The following is an 11,901-nucleotide window of genomic DNA, read 5'->3' on the forward strand; positions in this document are numbered from 1 at the left end:
CGGTCAACTCTGCATCAACCGCTTCTGTCGCGCGACGCTCATGATCAGCCCCGTCGCGACGCCGAGCGTCGTCAGCGCCGTTCCGCCGTAGCTCATGAACGGCAGCGGCACGCCGACCACCGGCAAAATCCCGCTCACCATCCCGATATTGACGAACGCGTAGGTGAAGAACGCAAGCGTCAGCGATCCCGCAAGCAATCGCCCGAACATCGTCGCGCCGTTCGCGGCGATATAGAGGCCGCGCGCGATCAGCGCCATGTAGAGAAAGAGCAGGACGAGTCCGCCCGCCAAGCCGAATTCCTCCGAAAACACCGCGAAAATGAAGTCGGTATGCTTTTCCGGGATGAATTCGAGGTGAGCCTGCGTGCCTTTCAGCCAGCCTTTGCCGAGCGTGCCGCCGGAACCGATCGCGATGACCGCCTGGATCGTGTGGAAGCCCTTGCCGAGCGGATCGGAGGTCGGATCGAGCAGCGTGCAGATGCGGTGCTTTTGATAATCGTGCATCAGCGGCCAGTTCACGTCGGGCTGACAGATGCGGTCCTGGAACACGGCGACGCACGCGATCACGACGACACCCGCCGCCAGCACCGGCACCAGCAGCTTGAAACTCAGTCCCGCGAAGTAGATGACGAAAAAGCCCGCCGCGAAAACGAGCACCGCGGTGCCGAGATCGGGCTGCTTCGCAATGAGGCCGACCGGCACCATCAAAATCGCAAAGCCGGCGATGTAGTCCCACCAGCGAATCTGCCCCTCGCGTCGCTGGTAGTACCACGCGAGCATCAGCGGCATCGCGATCTTCATCAGCTCGGACGGCTGGATCACGACGCCGACGTTCAGCCACCGTTTCGCGCCCTTGCGTGTGAGCCCGAACATCGCGACCGCGATCAGCAACGCGACGCCGAACGTGTAAAGCGGCACGGCGAAGCGCATCAGCGTCGGCGGCGGAATGTTGGCGAGGATCCACATCAGGCCGAACGTCAGCATGATATTGCGCAGTTGGTCTTCCACGCGGCCGGGCATGTCGAGGCTCGCGCTGTAGAGCGTCACGATCCCGACGCACAGCAGCAAGAACACGATCAGCGCGAGCGGGCGGTCGAAGCCCGCGAACATGCGCTTTGCCCGGTCGATCCAGGCGCGCTTGTCGAGTTGCATCCTGTCTCCCTTATTCGTCGATGCCGCCCGTAGGCGTCAAGGTTTGGACGGTGTCGCGGCTATCGTTGCGCGGGATGGCGGGCGTCGATGCCGCCGCCGGGCCTTTCGGCGCGCGCTTCCTGTTCGGCGCAACGGCACTCGCCGGGGCGGCGGGTGCAGCAGCCGATGCCGACGCTGCGGCCGGAGCGGAGGCACCGCGCGCCGCGCCCGTAACGGCACGCGAAGCCGCCAGTGCGGGCGCCGCCGCTGGCGCCCCGCCCGCGACGACCCGCGAAGCCGCCTTCGCAACCGCAGGATTCGACGCCGCCGCCGGCGAAAACGCCGCCGATTTGTTCGCCACCGATGCCGGCAGTGCCGCATCGACCGCCGTTTGCGGGCCGCCGATCACAGGCATGCCGGTATCTTCCGTCGCCGATGCCGCCGCCGCCACGGCCGCCGCCTGCGCGCCGGGCTTGAGTCGGTCGACGAGGTAATAGTCGAGCACCTTGCGCGCGATCGGACCGGCCGATTCCGCGCCCCAGCCGCCGTTCTCGACGATCAGCGCCACCGCGATCTTCGGCTGTTCCGCCGGCGCGAATGCGATAAAAAGCGCGTGATCGCGCAGATGCTCGGCGATCGCGTGGCCCTTGTAGTTCGCGCCCTGCAGCGAATAGACCTGCGCCGTGCCGGTCTTGCCCGCCGCAAGATACGGCGCGCCGATGAATACCTTCGACGCCGTGCCGTTCGTGACGACCCCTTCCATCGCGCGCTTGATCACGTCGATGTCCTGCTGGCGGACGGCGATCTTGTCGGTCGGGCCGCGGACCGTCGCGCGCATCGCCTTCGTGATCGGATTTTCGATGTCGCGCACGAGGTGCGGCTTCATCACCACGCCGTTGTTCGCGAGCGTCGCGGTCGCGTGCGCGAGCTGGAGGATCGTGAACGAGTTGTAACCCTGCCCGATGCCGAGACTGATGGTCTCGCCTTCGTACCAGCGCTGCTGCTCGGGCTTGCGATACGCCTTCTTCTTCCATTCCGTCGACGGAAGAATGCCGCGCGCCTCACCCGAAATATCGATGCCGGTAATCTGGCCGAAACCCCACGGTTTCATGAAGCCGGCCATCGCGTTCACGCCGAGATCGCGGGCAAGTATGTAGAAATACGTGTCGTTCGAGACGACGATCGCGCGGTTCATGTCGACCCAGCCCTGGCCCGAACGCACGTCGTTGCGGAACGTGTGGCCGCCGAACGTGAAGTAGCCAGGGTCCTGGAAGCCCCAGCCGGGCGTGCGTTTCTTGAGCGTGAGCGCGGCCAGTGCCATGAACGGCTTGTACGTCGAGCCCGGCGGATACGTGCCGTGCAGCGGACGATTGAGCAGCGGATGATCGGGCGAGTTGTTGAGCGTGTCCCAGGTCTGCTGGTCGATGCCGTCGACGAAGGAATTTGGATCGAAGCTCGGCGCGGAGACGAACGCGAGGATGTCGCCGGTGGAAGGCTCGATCGCGACGAGCGCGCCTTTCTTGCCCGCGAACGTCTGCTCGGCGACCTGCTGCAAGCCGATATCCAGCGATAGCACGAGATTGTTGCCGGGCGTCGCCTGCGTGCGCGACATCGTGCGCACCGGCCGGCCGCCCGCCGTCACTTCGACTTCCTCGAAGCCCGTCAGGCCGTGCAGTTCCGTCTCATAACTCTGCTCGACGCCGATCTTGCCGGTGTAATCCGTGCCCTTGTAGTTGTTCGCGTCAAGACGCGGGTCGTAGTGTTCCTGATCGGCGTCGTTCTGGTCGCTGGCGTTGTCGATGCGTTCCTGGTCGCGCTGCGAAATCCGCCCGATATAGCCGATCACGTGCGCCGCCGTCGGCCCGAGCGGATATTGGCGGAAGAGGCGCGCGCGCACTTCGACGCCGGGAAAGCGATAGCGCTGCGCCGTGAAGCGGGCAACTTCCTCGTCGGTCAGGCGCGTGCGAATGGGCAGGCTCTCAAAATTCTTCGAATCTTCGAGCAGCTTTTTGAAGCGGCGGCGGTCGCGGGAGTCGATCGGGATGACTTGCGCGAGTGCGTCGATTTCTTCGTCGAGCGTCCCGCCGATCTTCGATGGCGTGATTTCGAGCGTGTAAGCCGAATAATTCTTTGCGAGCACGATGCCGTTGCGGTCGGTGATGATGCCGCGGTTCGGCACGATCGGCGCAACGGAGATGCGGTTTTCGTTCGCTTGCAGCGAGTACTTGCTGAAATGCCAGACCTGCAGGTACAAAAAGCGCAGTCCGATCAGCCCGAAGCAGACGAACACGAACAGCCCCGCTGCCGCAACGCGCAGGCGGAATCTCGACAACAGTTGTTCGGCGTTCTTGATTTCGGTCATGCAAGTTTCGCGCTAGGACGCGATTTATTTCAGTGTAGCCACGCCGCGCGAAACCGCCATCAGCGGTGCGCGGCCGTGTTCAGATCGGACGGGTGTCGTCGGGATCGGCTGCGCGCCGTTGCGGCATCAGCAGCAGGAAGCTCGCGACCGGCCACAGCAGCGCTTCGACGAAACCGTCGATCAGATAGCCCCAGCCGGGGAACGCTGCGCCCGTCAGAAGACGAATCACGAACGGCACGATCTGCGCGCCGACCAGCAACGGCGCGACGACGAACGTCTGCACGGGCAGCGACATCCAAAGCACGCGCCGGTGAATCGTGATCGCGCCATACGACAGCAGCGTATACGCGAGCGCGTGTTCGCCGAGCAGGCTGGCATTGTGCACGTCCATCAGGAGGCCGAGCATGAACGCGATGCCCATCCCGACCTTGCGCGGCTGGTGGACGTTCCAGAAGAGCAGCACGACCGCGACGAAATCGGGGACGCCAACCAGCCGGCCCCACGGCATCAGGTTCAGCAGAAAGGCCGCGGCCAGGCTGAAAGTGATGAAGTACGGATTGACCGGTTGCAGGATGTATTGCGGACGATTCATTGCGCGACTCCGGACGCGGCTCTCGGGAGATGCGCCTTCCTGCTCTTGTGCGGCGTCGCTGCGGACGCGGGCTTGGGTGCGGCGGCCGCTCCGGACGCTGGCGCTGCCGGTTTTGCGGCGACGGGTGCCGCAGGCTTCGCGGCGGCGGCGCTGCTGGCCGGCCCTGCAGGCGCTGCGGCCGATGCCGCGCTGCCCGCGGCCGGAACCGCCGTCTTTGATCCCTTACCCTTCTTGCCCTTGTTTTCCTTCGCCTCTTTCGCGGCGGCAGCGGCTTCGACTTCGATAGGATTCGGCGGCACGTTCACGTTGTAATGCAGCACAAGCAACTGGCGCGCGCCGCGCACCGGCGCGACCGGAAGGCAAACGACGCGCGCGAACGCGGTATCCGCCTGTTTGTCGACGCGCACGACCTTCGCCACGGCGAGCCCCGGCGGATAAATGCCGTCGAGGCCGCTGGTCACGAGTTCGTCGCCGGCCTGGACGTCGGCGCTGATCGGCACGAATCGCAGATCGAGCGTGTCACCCTTCGGCGTGCCGTAAATCACGCTGCGCAGGCCCGTCCGCACGATCTGCACGGGCACGGCCTGATCCTTGTCGGACAGCAGCGTGACTTCGGATTGCAGCGGAAAGACGCGCGTCACCTGACCGATCACGCCGTCCTCGTTGACGACCGGGGCGCCGTCCTGGATGCCCTGCTGCGCGCCCTTGCCGATCACGACCTTCTGCGTGAACGGATCACGCGTGTCGTACTGCACTTCGGCGGGCGTGGTTTGCGTCGTTGCGCGCGATTGCAGGTTCAACAGCGCACGCAAATGCGTGTTTTCGATGCTCAGTTGCGAGGCATCACCGGCCTTGATCGATAGCTGGAGGTTTTTATCGGCGAGGGCCTGGTTTTCGTTGCGCAGCGCAGCGCTGGTGACGGCCAGATCGGTTGCGCCCATGAAGATGTCGCGTGGCACGAGCGCGGCGCGCTGCAAAGGATAAAGGCCCGCGCCAAGCACGCCGCGAACGATTTCGAGCGTGTTGAAGCGGGCATCGGAGATGAGCAGCGCGATTGCGAGCACCACGAAGAAGATCAGCCGCGCGAGCGCAGACGGGCCTTGCTTGAAAAGTGGCGGCGGACTGTATTCCATGGTCGGCGCCGAGGGCGTGAGCGGTTGGACGAAGCTGCAGGCACGAGGCTCGTGGCCCGACCTGCCCTACGCTGTTTCGACAACGGCCCGGGATGAGCCGGGCCGTGCGGGCGTCGCGTGACGCGGGGTGCTGTTTCAGTGCGTCGGGGTCATCTGGAAAACGCGCCCTGTCGACTTTACTCGTAGGAGAAGATGCTGCCGAGCTTGTCCATGCGCTCGAGCGCCATGCCCGAACCGCGCACGACGCACGTCAGCGGATCTTCCGCGACGAGCACCGGCAGGCCGGTTTCTTCGGCAAGCAGGCGGTCGAGGTCGCGCAGCAGCGCGCCGCCGCCGGTCAACATCATGCCGCGTTCGGCGATGTCGGCGCCGAGTTCCGGCGGCGTCTGTTCCAGCGCGATCTTCACCGACGAAACGATCTGGTTCAGCGGATCGGTCAAAGCTTCGAGAATTTCGTTGCTCGAAATGGTGAAGCTGCGCGGAATGCCTTCGGAGAGATTGCGGCCCTTGACTTCCATCTCCTTGACTTCGGAGCCCGGGAAAGCCGAACCGATTTCCTTCTTGATGGCTTCGGCGGTTTGCTCGCCGATCAGCATGCCGTAATTGCGGCGGATGTAGTTGACGATGGCTTCGTCAAATTTATCTCCGCCGACGCGCACCGAGCCCTTGTACACGATGCCGCCGAGCGAGATCACGCCGACTTCCGTCGTGCCGCCGCCGATGTCGACGACCATCGAGCCCGTGGCTTCCGACACCGGCAGCCCCGCGCCGATCGCAGCGGCCATCGGCTCCTCGATCAGGTAGACCTGCGAGGCGCCGGCGCCGTGCGCGGCTTCCTTGATCGCGCGGCGTTCGACTTGCGTGGAACCGCACGGCACGCAGATGATGATGCGCGGCGAAGGCGAGAACATCCGCGATTCGTGCGCAGTCTTGATGAACTGCTTGATCATCTGCTCGGTGACGGTGAAATCGGCGATCACGCCGTCTTTCATCGGGCGGATCGCCTCGATGTTGCCCGGCACCTTGCCGAGCATCTGTTTGGCTTCCTTGCCGACCGCCTGAATGGTCTTCTTGCCGTTCGGGCCGCCTTCCTGGCGGATGGAAACCACGGACGGCTCGTCGAGGACGATGCCCTTGCCGCGCATGTAGATCAGCGTGTTGGCGGTACCGAGATCAATCGCCAGGTCGTTGGAAAAGTAGCTGCGCAAAAAACCGAACATTCAAAAATCCTGTCTCGCTGGGAGCCGTGCCTCGCTTCGAGCGCCTGGGACGGCAGCGGAAAAAATAACAGTTTGCAGGCAGCGAGAGGTGTCGCCGCGTGATGCAAAACTGCGAAGAAATCTACCGGAGGATGCGAATCAACAAGCCAAACCTTTCTCGCAAAAAGTGAATCAGGGAGAAGGCCGCTGTTCAATCGATCCGGATTTGGGTCGAACGCGTAATGATACCTTATAATTTTGGATGATCTATAGGAAATGGACGGTACTTTTTGCCGTCATCAGGCCCGTTTTCAGGACCGCCTTCCAGTGACGTAACTCTCTGTCGCAACGAATATTTTCGCTTTCGTGACAGTCCCAGCTTTCTCCGGTGATCGAATGTCTTTGACCCTGACCGATGTAAAACGCATTGCGCACCTCGCGCGGCTCGAATTGCCCGAACAGGAGGCCGAACCGACGCTCGCGCGTCTGAACGACTTCTTCGGCCTCGTCGAGCAGATGCAGGCCGTCGATACGACCGGCATCGAGCCGCTCGCGCATCCGATCGAGCAGATCGAAGAGGTGGCATTGCGTCTGCGAAACGACGCAGTTACAGAGCAGGTAAACCGCGAAGAGTTCCAGCGCTCGGCGCCCGCCGTGCAAGATGGCCTCTTTCTCGTGCCGAAGGTGATCGAATAAGCGGGGCTTAAGCCAAGCGGCTTCGCTTACCGGACTCAAGCCCGGCGCGCGTCCCGAATGACGCGGCGCCCATCAGGAAACACGCAATGCATCAGAAAAGTCTGACCGAACTGCGCGCGGCGCTCGACGGAAAGGAAATCTCCGCCAGCGAACTCGCGCAGATCTACCTGCAGCGCATCGAAGCCGCGAAGGATTTGAACGCCTTTATCAGCGTCGATCGCGATCTCACGCTCGCGCAGGCGAAAGCCGCCGACGCGCTCATCGCGCAAGGCAACGCCGGTCCGCTCACCGGCTTGCCGATAGCGCACAAGGACGTGTTCGTCACGCGCGACTGGGCATCGACGGCGGGGTCGAAAATGCTCGAAAACTACGCGAGTCCGTTCGATGCGACCGTCGTCGAGCGCCTGGGCCGCGCCGGCATGGTGACGCTCGGCAAGACCAACATGGACGAATTCGCGATGGGTTCGTCGAACGAGAACTCGCATTTCGGCGCCGTGAAGAACCCGTGGGATCTGAAAGCCGTGCCGGGCGGCTCGTCGGGTGGCTCGGCGGCGGCTGTCGCCGCGCGCCTCGCGCCCGCCGCGACAGGTACAGACACCGGTGGCTCGATCCGCCAGCCCGCCTCGTTCACCGGCATCACCGGCATCAAGCCGACATACGGCCGCGTGTCGCGCTTCGGAATGATCGCGTTCGCGTCGTCGCTGGATCAGGGCGGGCCGATGGCGCAAACCGCCGCAGATTGCGCGACGCTCCTCAACGCGATGGCCTCGTTCGACGAACGCGATTCCACGAGCCTCCAGCGCGAGGACGAAGACTACACGCGCTATCTCGGCCAGCGCTGGTCGGGCGACGATGCCGCGAAGCCGCTTGCCGGCCTGCGCATCGGCATGCCGAAGGAGTACTTCGGCCCGGGCCTCGCTGACGACGTGCGCGCCGCCATCGATGCTGCGCTCAAGCAATACGAAGCGCTCGGCGCAACGCTCGTCGAAGTGTCGCTGCCGAAAACCGAGCTCTCGATTCCCGTGTACTACATCATCGCACCGGCGGAGGCTTCGTCCAATCTGTCGCGCTTTGATGGCGTGCGCTACGGCCATCGCGCGGCGCACTACACCGACCTGCTCGACATGTACAAGAAATCGCGCGCGGAAGGCTTCGGCCCCGAAGTGAAGCGCCGGATTCTGGTCGGGACGTACGTGCTGTCGCATGGCTACTACGACGCGTATTACCTTCAAGCGCAGAAAATCCGCCGCATCATCGCGCGCGATTTTCAGGAAGCGTTCAGCCATTGCGACGTCATCATGGGCCCGGTCGCGCCGACCGTCGCATGGAACCTCGGCGAAAAGGCCGACGATCCTGTCCAGATGTACCTCGCCGACATCTACACGCTGTCGACGAGCCTTGCGGGCCTGCCCGGCATGAGCGTGCCGTGCGGCTTCGGCGCTGGCGCCAATGCTAAGCGGCCGGTCGGCCTCCAGATCGTCGGCAACTATTTCAACGAAGCCCGGATGCTCCAGGTCGCCGACGCGTTCCAGCGCGCGACCGACTGGCATCAAAAATCACCATCGGCACCGGCGGGAGTATGAGCATGGAGTGGGAAGTCGTAATCGGTCTCGAAACGCACGCGCAGTTGTCGACGGTCTCCAAGATTTTCTCGGGCGCATCGACGCAATTCGGCGCGCCGGCGAACACGCAGGCTTGTCCCGTCGATCTCGCGTTGCCGGGCGTGCTGCCGGTCATGAACCGCGGCGCCGTCGAGCGGGCGATCCGTTTCGGTCTCGCGATCGGCGCGCATATCGCGCCGCGCAGCGTTTTCGCGCGCAAGAACTACTTTTATCCTGATCTGCCGAAGGGCTACCAGATCAGTCAGTACGAGATTCCGGTCGTACAGGGCGGCACGCTGACGATTCAGGTCCCGGCCAATGAGAAAACCGGCAAGGACGCGTACGAGAAGATCGTCAACCTGACGCGCGCGCATCTCGAAGAAGACGCCGGCAAGTCGCTGCACGAAGACTTCGCAGGCATGACCGGCATCGACCTGAACCGCGCTGGCACGCCGCTGCTCGAAATCGTCACCGAGCCGGAAATGCGCAGCGCCGCCGAAGCCGTCGCCTATGCAAAGGCGTTGCACACGCTCGTCGTGTGGCTCGGCATCTGCGACGGGAACATGCAGGAAGGCTCGTTCCGATGCGACGCGAACGTGTCCGTGCGGCCGGTCGGACAGGCGGAATTCGGCACGCGCGCCGAAATCAAGAACCTGAATTCGTTCCGCTTCCTCGAAGAAGCGATCCAGTACGAAGTGCGCCGCCAGATCGAGCTGATCGAGGACGGCGGCACCGTCGTGCAGGAAACGCGACTCTACGATCCCGACAGGCGCGAAACGCGGTCGATGCGTAGCAAGGAAGACGCGCACGATTATCGCTATTTCCCCGATCCGGACCTGATGCCGCTCGTGATCGATCACGACTGGGTCGTGCGCGTGCGCGAAGCGCTGCCCGAGCTTCCAGAAGCGATGCAAACGCGCTTCGAAGCGCAATATGGCCTGACGCGTTACGACGCGGCGGGGCTCACTTCGTCGAAGGCGATGGCGGCTTACTACGAAGCGCTTGTCGGCAAGGCGGGCGCGGCGCAGGCAAAGGTCGCGGCTAACTGGCTGATGGGCGACGTTTCAGCGCAATTGAACCGCGAATCGCTGGATATCGATGCTTCGCCGGTGTCGAGCGCGCAACTCGCGCTGATTCTGCAGCGTATCGCCGATGGCACGATTTCCAACAAGATCGCGAAGGACATCTTCCAGGCGATCTGGGACGAAAAAGCCACCGACGAAGCGGCCGCCGACCGCATCATCGAAGCGAAGGGCCTGAAGCAGATTTCCGACACGGGCGCGCTCGAAGCGATCATCGACGAGGTGCTCGCGGCGAACCAGAAATCGGTTGACGAGTTCCGCGCGGGCAAGGAAAAGGCGTTCAACGCGCTGATCGGCCAGGCGATGAAGGCGACCAAAGGCAAGGCAAATCCGCAGCAGGTCAACGAGCTTTTGAAGAAGAAACTATCCTGATAGCCTTTGCAGGTCAGGAATCAACGGGCTGTTGCCGGTCTAGCTTGGCAGCGGCCCGTTTTCATTTGGAGCGCGACGTGGCAAAAAAACCCGAACTCGACGATTTTCGCGTGCCGTTCTTCGATGGCGGAAAGAAGCTCAAGACGTTCGATCTCACCTCGGTCGATTGCGCCGCGAAACCGTTTTCGCTCGGATCGAAGGAAGCGGACCGGGCGCGTTTGTCGGAGATCGGCGCGCAGCTCGACGAGTTGCAGGAGAAATTGCACGCACAGCGCAGCCAGCGCGTATTGCTCGTGCTGCAAGGCATGGACACGAGCGGCAAGGACGGAACGATCCGGGCCGTGTTCCACGAAGTCGATCCGCTTGGCCTGCGCATCGTGCCGTTCAAGGCGCCGACCGAAACCGAACTGGCGCACGATTTTCTCTGGCGCATCCATTCGCAGGCGCCGAAAGTCGGCGAATTGTGCGTGTTCAATCGCAGCCACTACGAGGACGTGCTCGTGCCGCGCGTGTTGAACGCCATCGACGATGACGAATGTGAGCGGCGCTACCGGCATATCCGCGAATTCGAGGCGCTACAGGCTGACAGCGGAACGACGGTCATCAAATGTTTTCTGCACATTTCGAAGGACGAGCAGCGCCAGCGCCTGCAGGCGCGCATCGACGATCCGACCAAGCACTGGAAATTCGATACGTCCGATCTCGAAGCGCGCAAGCAATGGGACGATTATCAGAAGGCGTACGCAACGGCGCTCGGCGCGACATCCACGGAATTCGCGCCGTGGTATGTCGTTCCGGCTGATTCGAAGTCGCATCGCAATGTCATGATCGCGGAGTTGCTGTTGCGCACGCTTCAGGGAATGAAGCTCGCGTTTCCGCCGGCGAAGGAGACGCTTAAGGGCGTCATCGTCGAGTAAGCGCATACCAAACACAACACGGAAGGAAAAAGAACATGTTTCGCGTCATCACCGCCAATCTGAACGGCATCCGCTCGGCGGCCAGAAAAGGCTTCTTCGACTGGTTCGGCGAGCAGAACGCGGACGTCGTCTGCGTGCAGGAAATCAAGTGCTCGCAGGACGATCTCACGCCGGAATTCCTCGCGCCGCACGGCTTCCAGGGCTATTTCCAGCACGCGGTGAAAAAAGGCTACAGCGGCGCCGGACTCTATACGCGGCATGAACCGGATGAAGTCGTCATCGGCTTCGGCAGCGAGGAGTTCGATCCTGAAGGACGCTATGTGGAAGCGCGCTTCGGGAAGCTTTCCGTGGTGTCGGTGTACGTGCCGTCGGGGTCGAGCGGCGATGAGCGCCAGCAGGCCAAGTACCGCTTCATGGACGAATTCATGCCGCATCTCGCGGAGTTGTCGAAGGAACGCGAGGTGATTCTTTGCGGCGACGTGAACATCGTCCACAAGGAAATCGACATCAAGAACTGGAAGAGCAATCAGAAGAATTCGGGTTGCCTGCCGGAAGAGCGCGAATGGCTGACGAAGCTGTTCGATAACGTCGGGTACGTCGACGTTTTCCGCACACTCGACCAGCGCCCCGAGCAATACACGTGGTGGAGCAATCGCGGACAGGCTTACGCGAAGAACGTCGGGTGGCGGATCGATTACCAGATCGCGACCGCGGAAGTCGCGGCGACCGCGAAAGGGACGTCGGTGTATCGCGAGGTGAAGTTCAGCGACCACGCGCCGCTGACGGTCGATTACGACTGGAAAGTGAAAAAGTGAG

Annotated in this window: 10 protein-coding genes; 5 read left to right on the forward strand and 5 right to left on the reverse strand. The window is 62.9% G+C overall.

Going from position 1 to position 11,901, the window contains the following annotated elements; translation table 11 throughout:
* Positions 1-3: 3 nt before the first annotated feature.
* From rodA to AWB65_RS09470, 5 genes are all read right to left on the reverse strand, one after another.
* The gene (rodA, locus tag AWB65_RS09450) at positions 4-1,152 is read right to left on the reverse strand and encodes a rod shape-determining protein RodA (RefSeq protein ID WP_087666913.1); all 1,149 of its coding nucleotides are present in this window, start codon (positions 1,150-1,152) and stop codon (positions 4-6) included.
* A 10-nt stretch (positions 1,153-1,162) separates the two neighbouring features.
* Complete coding sequence (mrdA, locus tag AWB65_RS09455) at positions 1,163-3,493, reverse strand: penicillin-binding protein 2 (protein ID WP_087666914.1); 2,331 nt, start codon at positions 3,491-3,493, stop codon at positions 1,163-1,165.
* Between the two features lie 79 nt (positions 3,494-3,572).
* A complete protein-coding gene (mreD, locus tag AWB65_RS09460) occupies positions 3,573-4,085 on the reverse strand; it encodes a rod shape-determining protein MreD (protein WP_087657727.1) in 513 nt (170 codons plus the stop codon).
* On the reverse strand, positions 4,082-5,218 hold the full coding sequence (gene mreC / locus AWB65_RS09465) for a rod shape-determining protein MreC (RefSeq protein WP_087666915.1): 1,137 nt from the start codon (positions 5,216-5,218) through the stop codon (positions 4,082-4,084). The genes mreD and mreC overlap by 4 nt, the downstream gene beginning before the upstream one ends.
* A gap of 176 nt (positions 5,219-5,394) precedes the next feature.
* On the reverse strand, positions 5,395-6,438 hold the full coding sequence (locus AWB65_RS09470) for a rod shape-determining protein (RefSeq protein WP_004189550.1): 1,044 nt from the start codon (positions 6,436-6,438) through the stop codon (positions 5,395-5,397).
* 375 nt (positions 6,439-6,813) lie between these two features.
* Here AWB65_RS09470 and gatC point away from each other — a divergent pair, with 375 nt between their 5' ends.
* From gatC to AWB65_RS09495, 5 genes are all read left to right on the forward strand, one after another.
* On the forward strand, positions 6,814-7,113 hold the full coding sequence (gatC, locus tag AWB65_RS09475; protein ID WP_087657729.1) for an Asp-tRNA(Asn)/Glu-tRNA(Gln) amidotransferase subunit GatC: 300 nt from the start codon (positions 6,814-6,816) through the stop codon (positions 7,111-7,113).
* An 86-nt stretch (positions 7,114-7,199) separates the two neighbouring features.
* A complete protein-coding gene (gatA, locus tag AWB65_RS09480; RefSeq protein ID WP_087666916.1) occupies positions 7,200-8,696 on the forward strand; it encodes an Asp-tRNA(Asn)/Glu-tRNA(Gln) amidotransferase subunit GatA in 1,497 nt (498 codons plus the stop codon).
* Positions 8,693-10,168, forward strand: a complete 1,476-nt coding sequence (gene gatB / locus AWB65_RS09485) for an Asp-tRNA(Asn)/Glu-tRNA(Gln) amidotransferase subunit GatB (protein WP_087666917.1) — start codon at positions 8,693-8,695, stop codon at positions 10,166-10,168. The genes gatA and gatB overlap by 4 nt, the downstream gene beginning before the upstream one ends.
* 77 nt (positions 10,169-10,245) lie before the next feature.
* Complete coding sequence (locus tag AWB65_RS09490; protein ID WP_087666918.1) at positions 10,246-11,085, forward strand: PPK2 family polyphosphate kinase; 840 nt, start codon at positions 10,246-10,248, stop codon at positions 11,083-11,085.
* 35 nt (positions 11,086-11,120) lie between these two features.
* On the forward strand, positions 11,121-11,900 hold the full coding sequence (locus tag AWB65_RS09495) for an exodeoxyribonuclease III (RefSeq protein ID WP_087666919.1): 780 nt from the start codon (positions 11,121-11,123) through the stop codon (positions 11,898-11,900).
* Position 11,901 lies beyond the last annotated feature (1 nt).

The sequence above is a fragment of the Caballeronia humi genome (assembly GCF_001544475.1).
Classification (GTDB): Bacteria; Pseudomonadota; Gammaproteobacteria; order Burkholderiales; family Burkholderiaceae; genus Caballeronia; species Caballeronia humi.

Excerpts from the sequence above, each read along its gene's own strand:
- AWB65_RS09470 (WP_004189550.1), bottom strand. The coding sequence starts at position 6,438 with ATGTTCGGTTTTTTGCGCAGCTACTTTTCCAACGACCTGGCGATTGAT.
- AWB65_RS09495 (WP_087666919.1), top strand. The coding sequence starts at position 11,121 with ATGTTTCGCGTCATCACCGCCAATCTGAACGGCATCCGCTCGGCGGCC.
- gatA (WP_087666916.1), top strand. The coding sequence starts at position 7,200 with ATGCATCAGAAAAGTCTGACCGAACTGCGCGCGGCGCTCGACGGAAAG.
- gatB (WP_087666917.1), top strand. The coding sequence starts at position 8,693 with ATGAGCATGGAGTGGGAAGTCGTAATCGGTCTCGAAACGCACGCGCAG.
- mrdA (WP_087666914.1), bottom strand. The coding sequence starts at position 3,493 with ATGACCGAAATCAAGAACGCCGAACAACTGTTGTCGAGATTCCGCCTG.
- rodA (WP_087666913.1), bottom strand. The coding sequence starts at position 1,152 with ATGCAACTCGACAAGCGCGCCTGGATCGACCGGGCAAAGCGCATGTTC.
- mreC (WP_087666915.1), bottom strand. The coding sequence starts at position 5,218 with ATGGAATACAGTCCGCCGCCACTTTTCAAGCAAGGCCCGTCTGCGCTC.
- mreD (WP_087657727.1), bottom strand. The coding sequence starts at position 4,085 with ATGAATCGTCCGCAATACATCCTGCAACCGGTCAATCCGTACTTCATC.
- gatC (WP_087657729.1), top strand. The coding sequence starts at position 6,814 with ATGTCTTTGACCCTGACCGATGTAAAACGCATTGCGCACCTCGCGCGG.